This window comes from Nocardioides ochotonae (assembly GCF_011420305.2).
GTDB classification, from domain to species: Bacteria; Actinomycetota; Actinomycetes; order Propionibacteriales; family Nocardioidaceae; genus Nocardioides; species Nocardioides ochotonae.
In genome coordinates, this window is the sequence record NZ_CP061769.1 from 901,546 (window position 1) to 921,934 (window position 20,389).

Sequence of the window (20,389 nt, forward strand, 5' to 3'; positions counted from 1 at the left end):
CATGGGCGAGTCCCTCATCATCGGCGGCGTCGACGCCGCATTCCTCGGGGTCAACGACCTCGCCGCCCAGCTCGACCTCTACGTCGGCCAGCTCGGCTGGGAGGTCGTGGAGGAGGGCGTGCTCCCCGCCGCCGAGGCCGCCGCGCTCTGGGGCGAGGGCATCGGCGACCTGCCGCTCACCGTGCTCAACGCCGCCGGCGCCCAGCACGGCCGACTGGTCCTCGTCCAGGTCCCGGAGCAGGAGGCCCCCGCGCACCCGCTCCAGGCCGACACCGGCCTGGTCGCGATCAACATGTACACCCGCGACATCGAGGTCAGCCACGCGACGCTGGCCGCCGCCGGCCAGCAGTGGCGGACGCCGCCGGCGACCTGGGCCGTGCCGCTGGGGGACAAGCTGGTCTCGGTGACGCAGGGGTTCCTGCTGGCCCCCGAGGGCACCGACATCGTCTTCGTCGAGCCGGCCCAGGCCCGCGGCACCGCGGCCTGGGACGCCGAGCCCGACCGGCACTACACCGAGCTCACCTCGGTGGTGTGCCACGTGCCCGACTTCGAGGCGGAGACCGCCTTCTGGGGACCCGACGGCCTCGGCCTGCAGAGCTGGTACGACGTGTCCTTCACCCACCCCGGCCTCGACGAGATGGCGCTGCTCCCCGCGGGCTCGGTCATGCGGCTGAGCTTCCTCGCCGGGCCGACCACGGCGCGTCTGGAGGTCACCCGCCTCGAGAACCGGACCCTCGGCACCGACCTCCGCGCGCAGCAGCGGACCGGGCGGCACCTGGGTCACACCGGCTGGCTGTTCAAGGTGAAAAACCTCGAAGAAACACTGTTCCGTGTGGAGCAGTTAGGCGGTACAGTCTGTACTAGAAACCAAGCTGGACCGTCGGTCCTCTTCGGCGGAAGGCCGGTGGCGTTCGTGGACACCCCCAACGGACTCCCGGTGACCTTCGTCGAGATCTCCGGCTGACGCGCGTGTCCGGGGCGCGCGTCCGAGAGCCGTCGAGCAGCGCAGCACACGTTTGACCCACATCCATCGAGAGAGAAGAGGCGCGTCTTGCGACCGCACGTGGAACTGATCCAGGAAGACGACTACGTCTGGCACGCGGCCGAGCTGCCGGGCGCCGAGGGCCGCGCGAGCGAGCGCCGCCTCTCGGTGGACGAGGAGGACGGCTCGTCCTCGCTGCGCGTCGACTTCCACACCGAGTGGGGTCGCAGCGCCGGCATCCACCACGCGAACACCGAGTACTACGTCCTCGAGGGCGAGATCGACTACGGCGGTCGCAAGATCGGCAAGGGCGGCTACGTCTACGCCCCCAAGGGCGTGCCGGTCGACTACCTCAAGATCGCCGAGGGCACCAAGCTCCTGCACTACCGCGAGTACGGCGACGCCGGCTTCGACGCGGTCGACTCCCTGGCGAGCGCCAAGGCCTGGGACGACGCCCGCGAGGACGTCATCGTCATCGACTCCGAGGCGATGAAGTGGGACGCCGTCCCCAACCCCGGCCCGATGCCCGGCCTGTTCATCAAGTACCTGCACGTGGACCCGGTCACCGGCTTCTACACCCGCCTGGTCCACGCCCAGGAGGGCTGGTCGGACCACCGCCTCGCACACCACCCGTGCTACGAGGAGGCCTACACGACCCAGGGCCACATGGAGTACAACTTCGGCACCCTGGACCTCGGCACCTACTTCTTCCGCCCCGCGCGGGTGAAGCACGGCCACTTCACCACCATGGAGGGTGGCGCCACCTGGCTGCTGCGCTCGGACGGCGAGCTGAAGAACTGGTACACCCAGAACGAGTGGGTGCGCTGGGGCGGCGACGGCGTCAACTACAGCCCCGACGGCGTCATCGAGGAGCCGCACACGCCGGTGCGTCACTCGCACTCGACGCACGACATGGCCGAGCCGTGGCGCACCGACGAGGACATGCGCCAGATGAACGCCTCGTGGCAGTTCCAGATCGACCAGGGCCAGAACAACACCCCGGTCAAGCACCAGGGCATGGGCGCCGACCCGTCGATCCTCGCGATCATGAAGGCGATGGACGCGGCCAACCTCCAGGGCGGCCACGGTCACGACCACGACCACGACCACAGCCACGACGGCGAGCACAGCCACGAGCACGGTCACGAGCACAGCCACGACGAGACCCCGGCCCGCGAGACCATCAACCTCGACTGGGGCTGGTCGGGTCGCGCGACCGAGGACCCGGAGGAGCGCACCGCCGCGGACGCCCACAACTGGGGTCGCCGCGTCAACTGGAAGGACGGCGACCCCGTCCCCGCGCCGATCCTCTCCTCGCTGCCCGTTCGCAGCCGCTCGCGCGGCCGCTGGGACGGCGACGGCATGTGATCACCCGGTGCGCCCCACGTCGTACGGCGTGGGGCGCACCACCCCGGGGCCCTGGCCCCCGCGGACCCGTTCGAGACCGCCTCCGACCGAGGCGCCCCTGAGGAGTGAAGAGCGATCAGCACCGAGACCAGCTACGACGTCGTCGTCGTGGGAGCCGGCACCGCCGGGATCCCGTGCGCCATCCACGCCGCCCAGGGCGGAGCCCGGGTGCTGCTCGTCGACAAGGAGTCCAAGGTCGGCGGCACGCTCTTCATCACCGGCGGCCACATGGCGGCCGGCGGCACCAAGCGGCAGGCCGAGAAGGGCATCGTCGACTCGCCCGAGGCGCACCTCGCCGACGTCCGCGAGATCAGCGCCGGCACTGCGCGCGACGACCTGATCACGATCGTCGCCGAGCACTCCCCGCAGACCCTCGACTGGCTCCACGAGCGCGACTTCCCGTGGGCGCCCGAGACCCCGCGCATCGTCTACGGCCACGAGCCCTACAGCGTCGCCCGCACGGCCTACGGCAAGGACGAGGGCCTCTCGATCCTGGAGGTGCTGCGCGCCGAGCTCGACCGGACCGTCGCCGAGCACGACCTCACCGTGTGGACCCAGGCGCCGGTCATCGAGCTGCGCCAGGACGACGAGGGCCGGGTGATCGGAGTCTCGGTGCTGCGCGGCAGCGACGAGGTCGAGGTCGACGCCCCGGCCGTGGTCCTGGCGACCGGCGGGTACGGCGCCGACCCCGAGCTCTTCCTCGAGCTCGAGGGTGCGCCCCTCGTCTCCGCCGCCGCGAAGACCTCCACCGGCGACGGCATCCACCTCGGGATGTCCGTCGGTGCCCGCCTTCAGGGCGAGGGCACCTACCTCCCGACCTTCGGCGGCCTGCCCGACCCGCAGGCCCCCAACCGCGCCAACTGGAACGACCGGCAGCGGCTGACCAGCGAGCGTCCGCCGCGCGAGATCTACGTCGACGTGCACGGCAAGCGCTGGGTCGCCGAGGACGAGGAGTCCATCGACCAGAAGGAGCGGGCGCTGGCCACCATCACCGACCAGACCTTCTGGACGGTGTTCGACGACCAGGCCCTGAGCCTGTCCACCGGCACGCTCAACGAGATGGTCGTCGGCAAGGACCCCGACGCGGTCCGCGCCATGGTCAACAAGCGTCCGGGCCTGCACTCGGCCCCCACGATCGCGGAGGTCGCCCGGCTGGCCGGGATCGACCCGGACGGTCTGGAGGCGACCGTCGCGGCGTACAACGAGGCCGTGGCGAACGGGGTGGACCCGGAGTTCGGCCGCACCTACCTGCCCGCGCCGATCGCCGAGGGCCCGTTCTACGCGATCCGCAACCACGCGATCACGCTGGTGACCTTCCAGGGCCTCGACATCGACACGGACTTCGCGGTCCGCGACGAGGCCGGGGAGACGATCCCCGGGCTGTACGCCATCGGCGAGGTCATCGGCGCCGGCGCCACCTGCGGCAACAGCTTCTGCGGCGGGATGCTCGTGACGCCGGCGCTCACCTTCGGGCGGCTGCTCGGCACCCGCCTCGCGGCCGGCTGAGCGGCCCATGACCGGAGCCGAGTCCGCGCCCGTGCTGCAGTCCCTGGACGTCCCGGACGACCGCTGGCTCGAGCTCACCATCCCGGGATCGGCGCCGCAGGTCCGGCTGTGCCGGCTGCACGCCGACCCCGTCTCCAAGGCCAGCGTCTCGCTGGTCCGGTTCCCGCCGGGGTGGCGCCGCCCCGGCACCGGGCACTACCTGCCCGCGGAGGAGTTCGTCGTGCTCGAGGGCTCGATCGAGGTGATCGGGACCCACCGGGCGGACGACTACGTCTACCTGCCGCCCCGCACCGTCCGCACCGACACGCGCTCCGACGAGGGCGCCCTGGTGATCGCCTGGTTCTCCGGCGTGCCCGAGTGGGTCGACGGCGAGCCGACGGTGGCCGCGCCGCAGGAACCGGTCGCACTGGACGCGCGCGGCGTCCTGCGCGCTGACGCCCCCGAGGTGCCGGGGGAGTACGCCGTGCTGGCCGACGGGCTGAGCGGCCCGCTGCACCACGACGCCGACGTGCTCGACCTCGAGGCGCGGCTGTGGGGCTGGCTCCCGGCCGGCGCCCAGCCGCCGGCCGGCCACGCGCCGCTGCACGTCCGCGCCTGGGGCTGACCGGCGCCTCCGCTCGCCCCCGACTCGGGCGGGCCAATTACCTGACATATCCGCTGGCTCTTCCCAAGCCCGCGACGACCGGGGGAGGATTCCCTCACTGATTCGGAAAGGCGTTTCGCCCTACGGAATCGTGCCCCGATCGATGCGCAGGAGAATCCATGCACCAGAACGGACCGAGCCGGGTCGCGGAACTCCTCGCCGAGGCGAAGGCGCTGCCGTGAGCTCTCCTCGATTCCGCGCCCTTGCCCTTCAGACCGCCTGCCACGCGATCAACGCGTGCCCCGACACCGCGTCGGCGCGGTCGGCGATGCTGGCCGCCGTCGACCGCATCCACGGCGAGGTGCTGGCCTCCCGGGCCAGCGTCGGACAGGACCTGCGCCTGGTGGTCCTGCCGGAGTACGTGCTGTCCGGGCCGCCGATGGGGGAGGCCCTCCCGGTGTGGGCCGAGCGCGCCGCGCTGGACCCGGACGGGCCGGAGTACCAGCGGCTCGCGGCGATCGCCGAGGACGCCGGGGTGTTCCTGGCGGTCAACAACTACGAGACCGACGAGCACTTCCCGGACGTGTACTTCCAGGCCTGTGTGATCTTCGGCCCGACCGGCGAGCTGCTGCTGCGCTACCGCCGGCTCAACTCGATGTGGGCGGTCACCCCGCACGACGTGCTGGACCGCTACCTGGAGATCTACGGCGAGGACGCGCTGTTCCCGGTCGCCGACACCGAGATCGGCCGGCTGGCGCCGATCGCCTCGGAGGAGATCCTCTACCCCGAGATCGCGCGCTGCTTCGCGGTGCGCGGTGCGGAGATCTTCGTGCACAGCTCCTCGGAGGTGGCCAGCAACCTGCAGTCGCCGAAGAACGTCGCGAAGCTGGCCCGCGCCCTCGAGAACAGCGCGTACGTCGTGTCGGCCAACACCGCCGGGCTCTACGGCACCGCGCTGCCCCCGCAGTCCGGCGACGGCAGCAGCAAGATCGTCGACCACCGCGGGCTGGTGCTGGCCGAGGCGGTCCAGGGCCCGTCGATGGCCGCCAACGCGGAGATCGACCTGGCCTCGCTGCGCGCCTTCCGACGCCGGGTGGCCATGGAGAACGTCCTGGCGCGCCAGCGCTTCGAGCTCTACGCCCCGACGTACTCGCAGGTGAGCGTGCACCCGGCGAACACCGTCGAGGGCGTCCCGGACCGCGCGCACTTCCGCAGCACCCAGGAGAGCGTCATCCGCGGCCTCGAGGCCCGCGGCATCATCTGACCCCAGGCGAGGAGACGGCACGTGAGCACCACGATCAACGACATCCTGCGCGAGAAGGTCGCCGGGGTGTGGGCGGGCACCTACACGGTGCTGCGACCCGACGGCACCCTGGTCGAGAAGTTCGACAGCCGCCAGGAGGGCCGGATGGCGGGCACCACCTGGACCGAGCGGGTCACCTACCTGCGCGCCGGCCAGGAGCCCTACGAGCACTACTACCACGCAACCGTCGAGGGCGACTCGGTCCACTTCCACAACTCCGACATGTGGGGCGAGACCAGCCGGATCGGCGCGGAGGCGGTGATCTTCTCCTTCGGGTGGAAGGACCGGCCCGACGAGCGGATCATCGAGGTCACCCGGCCCGACGGCGACTACCGGACCCGGGTCTGGCAGCACTTCGAGAACGGGGAGCTGAGCAAACTCACGATCATCGAGGAGCGCCGGGTGCCGGGCGCCGAGGCGGTCCGCTGGGACGCCGAGCAGAACCCGGTCTGAGCGCGGTGCCAGGGACGATCCTCATCACCGGTGGCGGCACCGGTCTCGGTGCCGCCACCGCCCGGCTTCTCGGCGCGCTCGGGTGGATGGTGCACGTCGCCGGCCGACGGGCCGAACCGCTGGACGCCGTCGTCGCCGAGATCCGCGGGGGCGGCGGCCGTGCCGAGGCGCACGTCCTCGACGTGCGCGACGCCGAGGCCTGCGTCGCGGTGGTCGCCGACGTGGTCGCCACCTCCGGGCGGCTCGACGCGCTGGTCAACAACGCCGGGGTGTTCCGGCGCGGCACCGCGTCCGGGGTCAGCGCCGAGGACTGGGCGACCACCCTCGAGGTGAACCTCACCGGGGCGCTGCACGCCCTCCAGGCCGCGGTCGCCCAGATGCGGCGCCAGGCGCCGGTCGACGGCTGCCGCGGGCAGGTGCTCAACGTCAACTCCGGTGCCGGGCTGCGCGGCTACGAGCCCGGGGCCGCCTACACCGCCTCGAAGTTCGGCCTGCTGGGCCTCTCCGACGCGCTGCGCCTGGAGGTCGCCCCCGACCTGGTCAAGGTCACCGACGTGGTGGTCGCGGCGGCGGTCGAGAGCGACCTGTCGACCGGCGGGTCGGTACGCCGGCTGCCGGCGCTCGTCGTGGCGCAGGCGGTCGCGAGCGTCCTGACGATGCCCGGCGCCGCCGTCCTCAGCCGGGTCGACCTCACCCAGCTGCCCGAGCCGCCGACCCTGCCCTGACCACCACCACCGACGGGGCCCGCCCGGGCGTCCGTCCCCCCGTACGACAGAGGAGCACGAGAGTGGAGCACGAGATCGTCACCGCGGTGAGCGACGTACGCGCCCGGGTCGCCGACTGGGTGGCGCGCGGCGTGGAGGGCCGCATCGAGGTGCTCGCGCAGTGGGCCGAGGAGCTGCGGGCCCGCCGGTCCGAGCTGCGGGCCGGCCTGGTCGCCGACACCGGCCGGATCGCGCTCTCGGACATGGAGATCGACTCGGTGCTGGCCTCCATCGAGCGCCAGTCGGGCTGGGCCCGGGACCTGCTCGGCGCCCCGGCGGGTCGGCCCAGCAGCGACGGCAGCGTGCTGATCACCGACGCACCGGTGCCGCTCGGCGTGGTCGGCGTGATCTCGCCGTGGAACTTCCCGCTCCAGCTCGCCCTCATCGACGCGGTCCCCGCGCTGCTGGCCGGGTGCCCCGTGGTCGTGAAGCCGAGCGAGGTCACGCCGGGCTTCGTGCCGGCGCTCCAGGCGAGCATCGCCGCGGTCCCGGCGCTGGCGGAGGTGCTGGTCGTCGTGGAGGGTGGCCCGGACGCCGGCCGGGAGCTGGTGTCGTGCGTGGACGCCGTCTGCTTCACCGGCAGCGTCCGCACCGGCCAGGCCGTGGCCGTCGCGGCCGCCGAGGCGTTCGTGCCGTCGTTCCTCGAGCTGGGCGGCAAGGACGCCGTGATCGTCGCGGCCGATGCCGACCTCGACATCGCGAGCTCGGCGATCCTGTGGGGCTCCACCGCCAACACCGGCCAGTCGTGCATGTCCCTGGAGCGGGTGTACGCCGAGCGCGCGGTCGCCGAGGAGCTCGTCGAGCTGATCGTGCGCAAGGCCGCCGCCGTGCGCCTCGCCGTACCCACGCCCGCCGACGGCGAGATGGGCCCGTTCATCGACTCCCGCCAGGCCGCGGTCGTCGCCGAGCACATCCGGGACGCGGTGGAGCGCGGCGCCGTCGTTCGCCACGGCGGCGAGGTCGAGGAGCACGGCGGGCGGCCCTACCTGCGCCCCACCGTCCTGTCCGGCGTCGACCACACGATGACGGTGATGACCGAGGAGACCTTCGGCCCGGTGATCCCGGTGATGGCCGTCGACGACCTCGACCAGGCGGTCGCGCTGGCCAACGACACCCGCTACGGGCTCTCCGGTGCCGTCTTCGGCAGCCGCGAGGTCGCCCAGGGCGTCGCCGCCCGCCTCGAGGCCGGCGGCGTCAGCATCAACGACGTGTGCCTGACCGGTCTGGTCCCGGAGGGGGAGAAGCAGGCGTTCAAGCTCTCCGGTCTCGGCCCGAGCCGGATGGGCCCGGCCTCGGTGCGTCGCTTCCTGCGCCAGCGGGTGCTGCTGACCCGCGAGGAGCCGAAGCTGCAGCCGTGGTGGTACCAGGCCTGAGGCCCGCTCCACCTCCCGCAGGTCACCTCTCGCACCTCACCAGGGCTGGATGCCCTCGTCGTCGCGGAAGGTGCCGGTCGGTCCGTCGTCGGGCAGCGTCGCGAGCTCGAGGAAGATCGCGGCGCCCTGCTCGGGCGTGCGCTGGCCCTGGAAGCCGTTGAGGTCGGTGGCGACGTAGCCGGGGCACCCGGCGTTGACGAGGATCCCGGTGCCGGCGAGCTCCTTGGCGTACTGGATCGTCACCGCGTTGAGGAAGGACTTGGATGGCGAGTACGCCGCCGAGATCGGGCCGACGGCATCGGCCTGGGCGGTCTGCAGGGTGAGCGAGCCGACCGTGCTGGAGACGTTGACGACGCGCGGTGAGGTCGCGCGACGCAGCATCGGCAGCATCGCGTTGGTCACCCGGATCGCGCCGACGACGTTGGTGTCGACGACCGCGAGGACCAGCTCGGGGCTCACCCGGGTCGGCTCCTGCGGCACCCCGCCGGTGATGCCGGCGTTGTTGACGAGCACGTCGAGCCCGCCCTCGGCCTCGAGCTGGGCGGCCGCGGCGGCGACGCTGGCGTCGTCGGTGACGTCGAGCGGTACGCCGAACACGTCGAGGCCCTCGGCCCGGAGCTTGGCCACGGCCTCCTCGCGGCGGTCGGTGTCGCGGGCGCCGAGACCCACCCGGAAGCCCAGGCGGGCGAGGCCCGCGGTGATCTCGTAGCCGATGCCCTTGTTGGCGCCGGTGACCAGTGCGGTCTTCTTCTTGTCGTGGGTGGTCGGGGGAATGCTGTTCTCTGAGCTGTTCTCTGGCATGCCTCGATCCTGTGGCCGGCGCGCGGGGCGGGTCCAAGACCGATCGGGTGCTGCTCGATACCGGGGAGGTATCGCACCAGGCGGGAGTAACGTCCGAGAGATGGAGACCCGCGAGCTGCGCTACTTCCTCGCCGTCGCCGAGGAGTCGCACGTCGGCCGGGCGGCCGAGCGCCTCGGGATGGCCCAGCCGCCGTTGTCGCTCGCCGCGGTCGAGGCCGCCGAGCGGCGCACCCGGCGTACCGCCGCGGCCGGGGCCCGGGCCCCGGTGATCCTCACCGCCAAGGCGGGCGCGTCGAGCGAGCTGATGGCCAAGCTGCTCGACGCCTATGCCACCGAGCCCGACGCCGTCGACGTCGAGGTCGTGCTGAGCCCGCCCGGACATCAGGCCGCGATGCTGCGCGACGGACGCGCCGACGTCGCGATCCTGCACCGACCCTTCGACGACACCAGCGGCTTCGACGTGGACCCGCTCAGCGTCGAGGACCAGGTGCTGATCGTGCCCGCCGGTCACCCGGCGAGCGCCCGGACCGAGATGACCCTCGCCGAGGCCACCTCGATCGCGGACCTGCCACTGCCGCGGTGGCCGCACCTCGACGGCACCTACCCCGACGGGCCCGGCCCCGAGCTACGCGACCTGACCCAGGTGCTCCAGCTGGTACGCCTCGGCCGCACCGCGCTGGTGCTCCCCGAGTCCGCACGCGCCAACCTGCGCGACGGCCTCGCCGTCGTACCGCTCACCGACGCGCCGCAGGTCACCACCGTCATTGCCTGGCCACCGCACAGCACCTCGCCCGCCGTCGCGGGTCTGGTGCGCACCGCCGGGCGGTTGTGAGGGGCGCAGCCAGCGCACGATGATCGCCCGCTCCGGCCTGATCAGGGCTTGTGCTGAGGGTGCGGGGCGGATCCTTCAACTCCAAGCGTCGGGCCGCGTGGTCCTTGCCTCGCCACCCGTCTGGTCAGGACCTCCGTGCCCATCTGGAGAGCCACGGCCACAGCGCCGAGGCCCAGTAGAAGAGCCCGGAACGATCCGAACCCGTCGAGGATCACGGCCCCGACGGTCGCAGCAGGGAGGACGACCAGGGCGAGGAGTCTGAGCGCCCACCAGCGTCGAGAACGCGGCGCACGGAAGACCGGCGACCGGGGGATCGCCTCGCCGGGCAGCTCTTCGAGGAACGCCGCAAACGGGGTACGCCCGATCAGCTCCTGCCGACCCGGATGCCGATGGATCTCCCCATCGTCTCCGTCCAAGAACCCCGCAGGGACAGGGATCTTCAGCTGCTCGACTGCCGCCCGCCACGACTGTTGGGGGTCGCCCCCGCCACGCAGAACTGCCGTCAGGCGGTGCGGATCCACGCCGAGCAGCGGTCCTATCCGGTCGGCAGTCGCACGAGCTCCCGCGAGGTCTCGCAGGTCCGATGAACTCGCGGACCATGCCGCGGTCCCTGCCTTCTCACCATGGCTCCACACGGAGATCGTGCAGCGGTGACCGCGTCGCAGCACCACCGTGACACCAGCTCGGCGACTCACTGATTCCGCCAGTGTGTCGAGGTCCGCTTCCCTCGGATCCAGGCACGCCAGCCACGTCCAGCCAGGATCGTGCGCAGGGACCAGGACGGTGCCGAACCTCTGGTGACGAGAGGCCTCGGCGACGGCGTCCCGCGGCCCATGGACTGCCGCCAGTTCGACGCTCATCGATGACCGGCCGCGATGTGTGTCGCGACCACGTTCCGAAGGCTCAGGAACTCCGTGCGTGCATCACCGAAGTAGTGCCACGGGTAGGACGCCGCCCGCGCGCCAATCGCGATGAACTGCGCATGAGCCGGGGCGAACTCCTTCTGGGCCAGGTGGACCCAGGCGAGCATGTTGCGGGTCTCGGCCACGCCGGCAGGGTCGGCGGTGTCGATCGATTCGATCCAGGCCGTAGCGCGCTCCACTGCCCCGTCGCGGTAGCTCATCCATTCCGTGCGGTCCCTGTCGGTCGGGTCGAAGAGGTACTCCGTGAAGGCGACCAACGGCAGGGTGTGCAGTCGCGACGTCGCGGGTCGCCCAGCGCTCGCCTGCTCTGCGTACTGGAACATCGCCTCGCGACTCCCGTGGTGCTTCGGTGTCAGGTAGATCAGTGCGGAGCGGTGTCCGAGGAAATGGTCGGGATCGATGTCCACCAGGGTCGCGCGGCAGGCATCGAAGTCGATCGCGTGGGCGTCGAGTCCCTTGGCGAGCACCAGCACCTGCGCCCATGGCTCCGGGTCTTCTGGCGCCGCAGCCATCGCGACCTTCAACACCGCTGTGGCGTCGTCCAGCAGGGCCAAGAAAGCGCGTACCTGATCTTCTTCCAGCAGGATCGCCCGACCGTCGCCCCTGACGTTCCATGCCTCGAGGATCATGCAGGTCGCGCGCACGAGGAGCTGGTCGGGACAGTGCGGGTCGGCCCGTCTCCAGTCCTCCAGCCAGGTGGGGAAGATGGACGCTCTGCGAGCAAGGTGTGCCACCGCCTGGCTCCGAGCAGCCCAGTCACCCCGCAGACGGAGTGCAGCAAGGAGGTCGGCCGCGGGCCCGAAGAGGCCGACTCCAGCTGCCGCGAGGGCATCGTGGAGAAAGGCCTCCGGCAGATCGATGACGACCTCGTCGTCCGGTACAAGCTGGGCTCTGATGCGGTCGCCGTTGCGATACAGCGCAGCAGTCCGACGCAGGTTGTCAAACATGGCCCCCCCCTCAGCTGATGCCTCAGCGAGGCTAGTTCGTCGTGGCATGGCGCGCTGACGCTCGACCAGGTCGCATACGTGTCAGGGGTCACGTGTCCGGGAGATGCTGCACGGCATGGCTGGCGGCAGACGAACCGCCAAGACGGTCGTGAAGGGCCGGTCGGCTTAGCAGCGTCGGTGGAAGGTGAGCTTGCCGCCGGGGAGGGTCGTGGTCTCGTACGCCGGGTCATGGGCTCGAGCGTGGTGGCGGGGGCAGAGGAGCCGGCCGCTGGCCACGCTGGTGCCGCCGCCGCGGGACCAGGGGACGTCGTGGTGGGCGTGGCACAGGCCCGGCGGCCAGTCGCAGCCCTCGGCGGTACAGCCGCCGTCGCGTAGGGCGAGGGCGACGCGGTGGGTCTTGGTGTGGAAGCGGCGCTTGCGGCCGACGTCCAAGGGGCGGCCCTGGCCGTCGAGGACGGCGGGCACGATCCCTGCCTGGCAGGCCAGCCGGCGCGCCTCGGTGGCCGAGATCGTCTCGCCGGTGTGCAGGTGGGCCGCGCGCAGACCGCCGAGCAGGGAGTCGAGGGGCATCGTGATGACGATGGTGGCGGTGACACCGCCGGCATCGGGGAGCCGGTCGGTCGGGTAGCGCTCGAGGTACTCGCAGAACGCCTGGCCCATCCGCTCAGGACCCGGCCGCCGCTCAGCCCCGATAGGTCCGGCGCCGTTCACGGCGTGCTGGTGCTTCGGAGCGGCAATGGCGAGGAGAGCGGCGCGCAACATGGCCGCGTGGTGGGTGGGGATGGTGAACCGGCCGTGGGTCTTGCCGTGCCCGTCATCCGACATCGTCAGCCGGGCCGCCGCACGCGCGGCGGCCTCCTCCCGCTCCAACCGAGCGGCTTCGGCGGCGTCGGCCTGCTCAGGCGCAGCGACCTCGACGAGCCGCTTCCCCAGACGGCGCAGTGTGATCGCGTCGTGCTCGCCCGCCTGGTCGAGGAGGAACGCCTCGGCCTTGTCCCGGGTCTCGTCGTCGACCAGGTCAGTGGGCAGGTCGTCGACGGCGTCGATGATCACCTGGGCCTGGTCCACGTGGATCCGCCCGGCCCCCAAGGCCTCGCGGACGGCGCCGTGGTGGCCGCTGTCCAGCGCCCGGGCCAGCCGCATCAACCGGTGGGTCTCCGGGCGAGTGAGACGCGACTGGTGTGCCCACCAGTTCGCGGTGCTCGTGGCACCCACCGCATCGCCCACCTCGACGGCATGCGCGTGGGCGGCAACCCGCAACCGCAGCTCCTGCAACCGGTCGATCTCGGACGTCAGCTCCAGCAGCGTCGCCCCGGCCTCGGCCTCGCTCAGCGACCACACCGGCGCATCAGCGACCGCGTCCAGGGCCTCGTGCACGCACGCCACCGCCGCGGCCACCGGGTGGTCGGACTGGGGCGGTCGAGGTGCTTCCATGGACCTACTCAACCACCCGCCACCGACAGTCCCGACCAGTCGTTGTCGCAGGTCAGAGCGCCTGTGGACAACCGCCCGTCAGCCCGACCGCGGGGCTCACCGTGGCTTCGGCACCCGGCCCATGTTCTCCTGCGCCCGACGGTGCAGGAGCGCGCGCTCGCTCTCGTTGCGGGTGCGCGCGGCCGCCTCGGTGAACGACGCCCCCGCCTGCTCGTGCCGGCCGGCGCGCTCGAGCAGGTCGCCGCGCACGCTCGGCACGAGCGGTGAGTCGCCGAGAGCGTCGGCACCCACTTCCGACAGCACGGCCAGCCCTGCGTCCGGACCGAACGCCCGACCGTGCGCGACGGCGCGGTTCACCTCGACGACCGGCCCGGGCGCGACGCGGGCCAGGACGTCGTACAGGGCCGCGATCCGGCGCCAGTCCGTGTCCTCGGCCCGCGCGGCGCGGGCGTGCTCGGCGGCGATCGAGGCCTGCAGGACGTACGTGCCGACCGGCTTGCCGCGCGCGGCGAGCTGCTCGGCGCGTCGCAGGGCGGCCAGACCGCGCCGGATCAGCATCGTGTCCCAGCGCGTCCGGTCCTGCGCCTCCAGGAGCACCGGTGCGCCGGAATCGTCGAGCCGGGCGGCCGTCCGCGAGCCCTGGATCTCCAGCAGCGCCTGGAGCCCGAGCACCTCGGGCTCGTCGGGCGCGAGTGCGGCGAGCATCCGGGCCAGCCGCATCGCCTCGTCCGACAGGTCGGGGCGCATCCAGTCGGTGCCCGAGGTGGCGGTGTAGCCCTCGTTGAAGATCAGGTAGATCACCGCCATGACGTCGTCGAGGCGCCGGGTCCGCTCCGCCCCCGTGGGCAGCTCGAACTCCGCGCGCGCCTCGGACAGGGTCCTCTTGGCCCGCGAGATCCGCTGGCCCATGGCGGACTCGGTGGCCAGGAACCCGCGGGCGATCTCGGCGGTGGTGAGCCCGCCGACGAGTCGAAGCGTCAGCGCCGCGCGGGTCTCGGCGCTCAGGACGGGGTGGCAGGTCAGGAAGATCAGCCGCAGCACGTCGTCCTCGATGTGGTCGACCTGGGCGTCGAGATCGGGCATCGCAGCCTGCTCTCCTCGGCCGGCATGACCGAGCTCCTCGACCTTGCGACGCAGGACGTCGGCCCGCCGGAAGTGATCGATGCCGCGCCGTTTCGCGGTGGTCATCAGCCACGCGCCCGGGTTCTGCGGCACGCCTGTCGTGGGCCACTGCTCGAGCGCCGCGACCAGGGCGTCCTGCGCCAGGTCCTCCGCGAGCTCCACGTCCCGGGTGACCCGGGTCAGCGCGCCGACGAGGCGGGCCGATTCGGCTCGCCACGTGGCGACGATGGCGTGGTCCGGGTCCTCCGAGCTGGTCGCTGCGGGCACGGAGCCAGCGTAGTGAGTCCCGGTCGTCAGGAGCTCCTGTTCACTCGCCCGGCGCCTCCGGGCCCTCCGAGATCTGGCGCAGGGTCGCGATCACGGTGGCCTCCGGCCAGTGCTTCGCGTGCAGCTCGGCGAACTGCTGCTGGTCGGCCACGGCCTCCTCGACGGTGTCGTACTGCAGGAGGGACCAGCCGCCGACCACCTCCTTGGCCTCGGCGTACGGTCCGTCCACCCGGCTGACGTCGCCCTGGCGGACCACGAAGTTCACGGCGTCCTCGCTGCCGAACAGGCCGCCGCCGTCGAGGAACACACCGTTGGCGACCCGCTCGCCGATGTAGGTGTCCATCGCGTCGAACAGCGACTGCGGCGGCATGCCGATGCCCTCGGCCATCCTCACGAATCCCATGAAACGCGGCATCTCGATCAATCCTCTCGTTGGCTGCTTCTCGCACAGACGTCGAACGGCCACCCGGTTCTTCGACATCGGATCTCGGGGGTTCTCCTCGCCGTGAACCTCCGGGCATCGACACCAGCGCCACGGCGGCGAATGATGAGCCGCGTGACGCGCAGCCCGGAGCAACGCACGGGCGCCGGGGCCGACGATGCGGTCGCCCCGGCGCAGCTGTCGGCGCGGGACTGGCGAGAGCTCGTACGTCGCGCAGGGAGCCACCTGATGGAGGCGCGGCTTCCGTACCTCAGTGCCGGGGTCGCGTTCTTCGCGGTCTTGTCGGTGGCGCCGCTGCTGGTGACCGCGCTCTCGGTCTACGGCGCCCTCAACACCCCGGCCCAGGCCCGCAGCCAGCTGGCGCAGATGGCGCAGGTGCTGCCGCCGCAGGTGCAGGCGCTCGTCACCGACCAGCTGACCAGCATCACCACCGCCTCGACGGAGGTGCTGACCGTGCGCGGCGTGGTCGGGCTCGTGCTCGCGCTGTGGACGGCCACGACCGCCGCGGTGGCTCTCATCGACGCGTTGACCGTGGCCTACCACGAGACCGAGACCCGGGGCTTCCTGCGTCGTACGCTCCTGGGCCTGCTGTTCGTCCTCGGCGGCGCGCTCCTGCTGGGCGCGGTGATCGCCCTCGCCGGGGTGATCTCCCGAGCCACCGACGATGCGCCGGGCTACGTGCGAGCCGCGGTGGCGGTGCTCGCGTGGCCGGCGCTCGCGGTGCTGATGAGCACGATGCTGGCATTCCTCTACCGGTTCGCCCCGGATCGGCGGGACGCGCAGTGGCGATGGACGACGTGGGGAGCCGTGGGCGCCACCCTGCTGTGGGCGGGCACCTCCGCCGCGCTGTTCGCCTACGTGCAGAACCTCGGCACCTACGGGACCACCTACGGCTCGCTGGCGGGGGTGGCGATCAGCATGTTCTGGCTCTGGCTCACCGTCCTGCTGATCGTGTTCGGGGCGGTCGTCAACGGGGAGTCGGAGCGGCAGACCCTGCGCGACTCCACGACCGGCCCGGAGCGGCCGCTCGGCGAGCGCGGCGCGGTCGTCGCCGACAGCACACCGGCTGACCTCGACCGGCCCTGACCGCCGCTCAGGCCGCGTCGAGGAAGGCGCGGACCCGCGCCACCGCCTCGGTCCGGCTCTGCACACCGAGGCGCAGGAAGACGTTCTCGAGGTGCTTGCGGACCGTCGCCTCGGAGACGTCGAGGGCACGGGCGATCTGCGCGTTGCCGGCTCCGGTGGACACCAGGCGCAGGACCTCCCACTGACGCGGGGTCAGGTGGGGGCCGCCACGCAGCTCCCGGGCCCGGCGCGTGTGCAGCTCCGCGAGGTGCGGGCGCACCAGCGCGAGCATCGCGATCTCGTGCTCGGAGAAGTCGGGCTCGTCCTTGGTGCGCCAGAGCAGGAGGCGTCGGTCCAAGCCGCCGAGCGGTGGCAACGGGACCAGGAGCTCGTCCTTGATCCCGATGTCGTCGAGCAGCGAGCCGAACGGAGTGTTGGTGTACGCCCGGCCGCGCGAGGTCTCCGCGTGATGGAGAAGTGTCGAGTGGTCGCCGGTCCGCAGCGGGCCTGCGCAGCCGTGCTCGTCCCAGAACTGCTGCCAGAACAGCGTCAGGTACTCATCGGTCGTCCCGACGACCTCCTCGCGTTCCACGCCGTCGTCGTTCACGCAGAGTGTCGAGACCCGCTTCTCGGTGACGTCCATCAGCTGGAAGGTGATGTCGAGGCACGGGATCAGCTCGCGCAGCCCGACCAGGACGTCGGCGTAGAAGATGTCGTCGGCGGCAGCGGGCCGGCACCGGTCGAGCACGTCCAGAAGGGCGCAGAGATCACAGTCCGTGATCATCGTGCGGTCCGGCACGGCGCTACCTCCGATGCGTCCGTCCCACCACACTACGACCACCGGGCGGGCTCGAGCATGCGCGTTTTCGCGTACGTCGATCCGCCAACGAAGAACGTCGCATGGCGTCTGCGAGCGGCTCGGCGCACCGTCGGACCATGACCATCGCATCGACCACCCGCCGCCGGGCCACGATCGCCGTCGCCGCAGCGGCCACAGGCCTGGTGGTCGGTGCGCTGCCGGTCGCCACCCTCGCCAGCGCTCCCGTCCAGCCGGCACCTCCCGACGTCCCCGCCCACATCGACCGCACCGACGACCGCACCGACGGGGACGGCAGCTACAGCACCGGCGGCAGCCATGTCGAGCGAGGCTGCTTCACGGCGCGTTCCGCCTGGGGCGAGGGCGGCGAGCACGTGCCCCGCTGCTTCACCTACATCGCCAACAGGCCGGCGGAGGCGCGCTGACCGACGCCCTCGAGCCGGCTCAGCCGTCGAGGGTGTAGTCGAGCAGCAGCCGGTGGGTCCCGTCGGCGTCGACGTCGATGCGACCCGTGCCGGCGATGCCGGTGAGGTCCCCGGCGCCGCTGTGCGGGACGATCACGAGGTGCTCGTCGAAGCGGTCGGAGCCGTGCGTCGACGCCGCGTGCACCACGTTGAAGGTGCCGCGCCGTCCGCCGAGCACGCCGTCGATCGCCTCGACGGCGGCGTACGAGCCGTGCCCGGTGCCGGGATTCAGGCAACCCAGGAACCAGGTCACCGAGTGGCCGGCCAGGTCGCCCTGGAAGGTCTTGACCATCTGGGCGAGAGCCGCAGGCGCTGACGTCTCCGGGACCGGCGTGCTGCCCACGGTGGTGGGGGAGTCCGTCGGGGTCCAGTCGGAGACCGTGAAGGTCGAGGTTGCGTGCATGCAACGACGCTAGTGACCCCCGGCGACGTCGGCCACCACGAATCCGGCGGCCGCGGTACGACGACGGGCCCGACCCACCGCGAGGTGGACCGGGCCCGACGTCGTACGACGCGGCTCAGCCGGCGAGCGTGCCCGGCTTGAAGACGCCCAGGAACGAGGCGATCAGGACCAGCACCCAGATCGAGTAGACCCACGGCACGGCGCGCTTCATCGCGCCGCCGATGCCGGCCTCGACCTCGGGGGTGGAGCCGGTGGTCATCAGGGCCCCGAACGCGGGCCCGAACGGACGCAGCGCGACGCGGATCATGATCCCGCAGAAGATGCAGAGGGCGTAGGCGATGATCTTGCCCGCGAGCCACTTCGGGTTGGTGTCGACGCCGAAGGGGGAGTCGACGGCCAAGGCGTACATCGCGGCGGCCAGCAGGCCCACGGTGATGCCGATGCGGACCACCCAGTCGGCGCGGTAGGCCAGGTCGGCGTGCTTCGCGGGGGACTTGAAGAAGGCGATCAGCATGATCGCCAGCCAGGCCAGCGAGCCGATCCAGGCGAGCGCCAGCGGCCACCCGTAGAAGATGTCGCGGCCGATGTCGCCGGCCGCCATCAGGGTGACACCGCTGGGCAGCATCAGGATCAGGCAGACCCGCGGCGCCAGGTCGACCATGTGCATGATCTTCATGGCCGTCGCGCGGGCGGCCGGCGTGATGCTCGGGTCGACCACGAACTTGCTGGAGTAGAACACTCCGAGGTCGCTGCCCAGCCAGTAGGTCACCAGCAGGATGTGCAGGAGGATCGCGAAGCTGTGCAGGTCGAAACCGACTGCGGGTTCGATCGTCGCAGCGAGGTCCATGGGTCTCCGTTCGAGGGCAAGACGGGATGGGGAGCGCCGCGCGGGCGGCGGCTCGGAGGCAGGGGCAGGCTCAGAGCTGGATGTCGCGCTTGACGACCTTGCCCGCGGCGTTGCGGGGCAGGACGTCGGTGGTCGACCAGCGACGCGGGATCTTGAAGCCGGCGAGACGCTCGCGGCAGAACGACTCCAGGTCGTCGGTGTCGAGGGTGGCGCCAGGGGCCAGGACGAGCACCGCCGCGACCTCCTCGCCCCACTTCTCCGAGGCGACGCCGAGCACCGCCGCCTCGGACACCGTCGGGTGCTCGGCCAGGACGTCCTCGACCTCGCGGGGATAGACGTTGATCCCGCCGGACACGATCATGTCGCTCTTGCGCCCGACGATGTGGATGAACCCGTCCTTGTCGAGGGAGACCAGGTCGCCACAGGTGACGAAGCCGTCCTCGGTGGTGCAGCGGGCGGTCGCTTCGGGGTTCTTGAAGTAGCCGTTCATCAGGTACGGCGAGCGGCTGAACAGCTCGCCGCTGCCGCCGGGCCCGACCTCGGCGCCGGCGTCGTCGATGACGCGGACCTCGGTCATGAACCACGGCTGGCCCACCGACCCGGGCCGGCTGGTGGCCTCGTCGGGGCGCAGGTTGGTGATGATGCCGCTCTCGGTCGAGCCGTAGAGCTCGTGGACGTCGACGCCGGGGAAGGCGCCCATGACCCACTGCTTGAGCTCCCACGGCAGGGCCGAGGCGTTGAAGTACAGGGTGTCCAGGCTGGACAGGTCGGCGGTGGCGATCGCCTCGTCGCCGAGCCCGCGCAGCATCTGCGCGTGGGCGGGCACCAGGAAGACCGACTGCACGCCGTGCTTCGCCACCAGCTCGAGCATCGCGGTGGGCGACCACTTGTTCAGCATCACCACGGTGCCGCCGGTGAAGACCGGAGCGTAGCCGAACGCGAACCCGGCGCCGTGGTACATCGGCGCGACCGCGAGCGAGGTCCGGCCATTGCCCAGGCCCCATTCGGTGGCGGCCTGGTAGAAGGTCAGCGACCGCGAGCGGTGGCTGATCATCACGCCCTTGGGCTGACCTGTCGTCCCGGAGGTGTAGGCGATGCAGAACGGGTCGGTCTCCGCGACCGGGCGGCGCGGGTCGACCGGCGAGGCGGCCGCGAGCGCCGCGTCGTACGTCGGGAACTCGCTGCTCTGCCCGACCACCACGAGGGGCAGCCCGGCGGCACGGACGGCCGGGCCGACGACGTCGACGAGGTCGTCGGCCGCGATCACGGCGCGCGCCTCGGAGTGCTCGAGGATGAACTCGGCCTCGGCGGCGGTGTAGCGCGGGTTGACCGGGACCATCGTCATCCCCGCCATCGCGATGCCGCAGGCGATCTCGGGGTGCTCGAGGCGGTTGCCGAGGCCGACGGCCACGTGGGCGCCGTCCTCGAGGCCGAGACCGATGAGCATGTTCGCGACCCGGGCCGCCCGCTCGCCGAGCTGGGCGTAGGTCAGGCTGCGGTCGCCGTCGACGACGGCGAGACGCTGGGGCGTCGCGCGGACGAACTCACGGACACCGTTGGCGATGTTGAGGGGGGCGCCGCCCGGGGCGAGTGACATGGTTGGCCCTTCCGGTTTCGAGATACGAAACAGCGTTCCACACCATGGCACACCTCG

Annotated in this window: 20 protein-coding genes; 11 read left to right on the plus strand and 9 right to left on the minus strand. The window is 71.8% G+C overall.

Features of this window, described 5'->3' with window-relative positions:
• Position 1 precedes the first annotated feature (1 nt).
• The 8 genes from HBO46_RS04490 to HBO46_RS04525 all read left to right on the plus strand — a co-directional run bounded on the left by HBO46_RS04490 (position 2) and on the right by HBO46_RS04525 (position 8,371).
• The gene (locus HBO46_RS04490; protein ID WP_166140176.1) at positions 2–964 is read left to right on the plus strand and encodes a VOC family protein; all 963 of its coding nucleotides are present in this window, start codon (positions 2–4) and stop codon (positions 962–964) included.
• Between the two features lie 99 nt (positions 965–1,063).
• A complete protein-coding gene (locus tag HBO46_RS04495; protein ID WP_166140175.1) occupies positions 1,064–2,350 on the plus strand; it encodes a DUF4437 domain-containing protein in 1,287 nt (428 codons plus the stop codon).
• Between the two features lie 114 nt (positions 2,351–2,464).
• Positions 2,465–3,895 (plus strand): FAD-dependent oxidoreductase, encoded by a 1,431-nt coding sequence (locus tag HBO46_RS04500; protein WP_166140241.1) that lies wholly within the window; start codon positions 2,465–2,467, stop codon positions 3,893–3,895.
• Between the two features lie 7 nt (positions 3,896–3,902).
• Positions 3,903–4,499, plus strand: a complete 597-nt coding sequence (locus HBO46_RS04505; protein ID WP_166140174.1) for a cupin domain-containing protein — start codon at positions 3,903–3,905, stop codon at positions 4,497–4,499.
• 217 nt (positions 4,500–4,716) lie between these two features.
• The gene (locus HBO46_RS04510; protein ID WP_207950491.1) at positions 4,717–5,742 is read left to right on the plus strand and encodes a nitrilase-related carbon-nitrogen hydrolase; all 1,026 of its coding nucleotides are present in this window, start codon (positions 4,717–4,719) and stop codon (positions 5,740–5,742) included.
• 21 nt (positions 5,743–5,763) lie between these two features.
• Positions 5,764–6,234, plus strand: a complete 471-nt coding sequence (locus tag HBO46_RS04515) for a DUF3598 family protein (RefSeq protein ID WP_166140172.1) — start codon at positions 5,764–5,766, stop codon at positions 6,232–6,234.
• A 5-nt stretch (positions 6,235–6,239) separates the two neighbouring features.
• The gene (locus HBO46_RS04520; RefSeq protein WP_166140171.1) at positions 6,240–6,959 is read left to right on the plus strand and encodes an SDR family oxidoreductase; all 720 of its coding nucleotides are present in this window, start codon (positions 6,240–6,242) and stop codon (positions 6,957–6,959) included.
• 62 nt (positions 6,960–7,021) lie between these two features.
• Positions 7,022–8,371: an aldehyde dehydrogenase family protein gene (locus tag HBO46_RS04525; protein WP_166140170.1), complete on the plus strand. Its 1,350-nt coding sequence runs from the start codon at positions 7,022–7,024 to the stop codon at positions 8,369–8,371.
• Between the two features lie 36 nt (positions 8,372–8,407).
• Here the strand turns inward: HBO46_RS04525 and HBO46_RS04530 are convergent, their stop codons facing one another.
• Complete coding sequence (locus tag HBO46_RS04530) at positions 8,408–9,172, minus strand: SDR family oxidoreductase (protein ID WP_166140169.1); 765 nt, start codon at positions 9,170–9,172, stop codon at positions 8,408–8,410.
• Positions 9,173–9,272: 100 nt separating this feature from the next.
• Here HBO46_RS04530 and HBO46_RS04535 point away from each other — a divergent pair, with 100 nt between their 5' ends.
• Positions 9,273–10,004: a LysR substrate-binding domain-containing protein gene (locus HBO46_RS04535; protein WP_166140168.1), complete on the plus strand. Its 732-nt coding sequence runs from the start codon at positions 9,273–9,275 to the stop codon at positions 10,002–10,004.
• A gap of 856 nt (positions 10,005–10,860) precedes the next feature.
• Here the strand turns inward: HBO46_RS04535 and HBO46_RS04540 are convergent.
• From HBO46_RS04540 to HBO46_RS04555, 4 genes are all read right to left on the minus strand, one after another.
• The gene (locus tag HBO46_RS04540) at positions 10,861–11,874 is read right to left on the minus strand and encodes a hypothetical protein (RefSeq protein WP_166140167.1); all 1,014 of its coding nucleotides are present in this window, start codon (positions 11,872–11,874) and stop codon (positions 10,861–10,863) included.
• Positions 11,875–12,039: 165 nt separating this feature from the next.
• Positions 12,040–13,308 (minus strand): HNH endonuclease signature motif containing protein, encoded by a 1,269-nt coding sequence (locus HBO46_RS04545; RefSeq protein ID WP_166140166.1) that lies wholly within the window; start codon positions 13,306–13,308, stop codon positions 12,040–12,042.
• A gap of 96 nt (positions 13,309–13,404) precedes the next feature.
• On the minus strand, positions 13,405–14,697 hold the full coding sequence (locus HBO46_RS04550; protein WP_166140165.1) for an RNA polymerase sigma factor: 1,293 nt from the start codon (positions 14,695–14,697) through the stop codon (positions 13,405–13,407).
• A gap of 40 nt (positions 14,698–14,737) precedes the next feature.
• The gene (locus tag HBO46_RS04555) at positions 14,738–15,100 is read right to left on the minus strand and encodes a YciI family protein (RefSeq protein WP_224769374.1); all 363 of its coding nucleotides are present in this window, start codon (positions 15,098–15,100) and stop codon (positions 14,738–14,740) included.
• A gap of 153 nt (positions 15,101–15,253) precedes the next feature.
• Here HBO46_RS04555 and HBO46_RS04560 point away from each other — a divergent pair, with 153 nt between their 5' ends.
• Positions 15,254–16,225 (plus strand): YihY/virulence factor BrkB family protein, encoded by a 972-nt coding sequence (locus HBO46_RS04560; protein WP_224769375.1) that lies wholly within the window; start codon positions 15,254–15,256, stop codon positions 16,223–16,225.
• A 7-nt stretch (positions 16,226–16,232) separates the two neighbouring features.
• Here the strand turns inward: HBO46_RS04560 and HBO46_RS04565 are convergent, their stop codons facing one another.
• Positions 16,233–17,003 carry a helix-turn-helix domain-containing protein gene (locus HBO46_RS04565; protein ID WP_166140162.1) on the minus strand — a complete coding sequence of 257 codons (771 nt, stop codon included), beginning with the start codon at positions 17,001–17,003 and terminating at the stop codon, positions 16,233–16,235.
• Positions 17,004–17,140: 137 nt separating this feature from the next.
• On the opposite strand from HBO46_RS04565, the gene HBO46_RS04570 reads away from it, so the two are divergent.
• Positions 17,141–17,446 (plus strand): hypothetical protein, encoded by a 306-nt coding sequence (locus tag HBO46_RS04570; protein WP_166140161.1) that lies wholly within the window; start codon positions 17,141–17,143, stop codon positions 17,444–17,446.
• Between the two features lie 19 nt (positions 17,447–17,465).
• On the opposite strand, the gene HBO46_RS04575 is transcribed toward HBO46_RS04570, so the two are convergent.
• The 3 genes from HBO46_RS04575 to HBO46_RS04585 all read right to left on the minus strand — a co-directional run bounded on the left by HBO46_RS04575 (position 17,466) and on the right by HBO46_RS04585 (position 20,332).
• Positions 17,466–17,888: a DUF3224 domain-containing protein gene (locus HBO46_RS04575; protein WP_166140160.1), complete on the minus strand. Its 423-nt coding sequence runs from the start codon at positions 17,886–17,888 to the stop codon at positions 17,466–17,468.
• 115 nt (positions 17,889–18,003) lie between these two features.
• Complete coding sequence (locus HBO46_RS04580) at positions 18,004–18,735, minus strand: hypothetical protein (protein WP_166140159.1); 732 nt, start codon at positions 18,733–18,735, stop codon at positions 18,004–18,006.
• Between the two features lie 70 nt (positions 18,736–18,805).
• Positions 18,806–20,332 (minus strand): class I adenylate-forming enzyme family protein, encoded by a 1,527-nt coding sequence (locus HBO46_RS04585; protein WP_166140158.1) that lies wholly within the window; start codon positions 20,330–20,332, stop codon positions 18,806–18,808.
• Between the last annotated feature and the right edge of the window lie 57 nt (positions 20,333–20,389).

What these genes read in the sequence shown, in the direction of transcription:
- HBO46_RS04580 (WP_166140159.1), bottom strand. Translation starts at nt 18,735, where the DNA reads ATGGACCTCGCTGCGACGATCGAACCCGCAGTCGGTTTCGACCTGCAC.
- HBO46_RS04540 (WP_166140167.1), bottom strand. Translation starts at nt 11,874, where the DNA reads ATGTTTGACAACCTGCGTCGGACTGCTGCGCTGTATCGCAACGGCGAC.
- HBO46_RS04555 (WP_224769374.1), bottom strand. Translation starts at nt 15,100, where the DNA reads ATGGGATTCGTGAGGATGGCCGAGGGCATCGGCATGCCGCCGCAGTCG.
- HBO46_RS04570 (WP_166140161.1), top strand. Translation starts at nt 17,141, where the DNA reads ATGACCATCGCATCGACCACCCGCCGCCGGGCCACGATCGCCGTCGCC.
- HBO46_RS04535 (WP_166140168.1), top strand. Translation starts at nt 9,273, where the DNA reads ATGGAGACCCGCGAGCTGCGCTACTTCCTCGCCGTCGCCGAGGAGTCG.
- HBO46_RS04575 (WP_166140160.1), bottom strand. Translation starts at nt 17,888, where the DNA reads ATGCACGCAACCTCGACCTTCACGGTCTCCGACTGGACCCCGACGGAC.
- HBO46_RS04585 (WP_166140158.1), bottom strand. Translation starts at nt 20,332, where the DNA reads ATGTCACTCGCCCCGGGCGGCGCCCCCCTCAACATCGCCAACGGTGTC.
- HBO46_RS04530 (WP_166140169.1), bottom strand. Translation starts at nt 9,172, where the DNA reads ATGCCAGAGAACAGCTCAGAGAACAGCATTCCCCCGACCACCCACGAC.
- HBO46_RS04490 (WP_166140176.1), top strand. Translation starts at nt 2, where the DNA reads ATGGGCGAGTCCCTCATCATCGGCGGCGTCGACGCCGCATTCCTCGGG.
- HBO46_RS04505 (WP_166140174.1), top strand. Translation starts at nt 3,903, where the DNA reads ATGACCGGAGCCGAGTCCGCGCCCGTGCTGCAGTCCCTGGACGTCCCG.
- HBO46_RS04545 (WP_166140166.1), bottom strand. Translation starts at nt 13,308, where the DNA reads ATGGAAGCACCTCGACCGCCCCAGTCCGACCACCCGGTGGCCGCGGCG.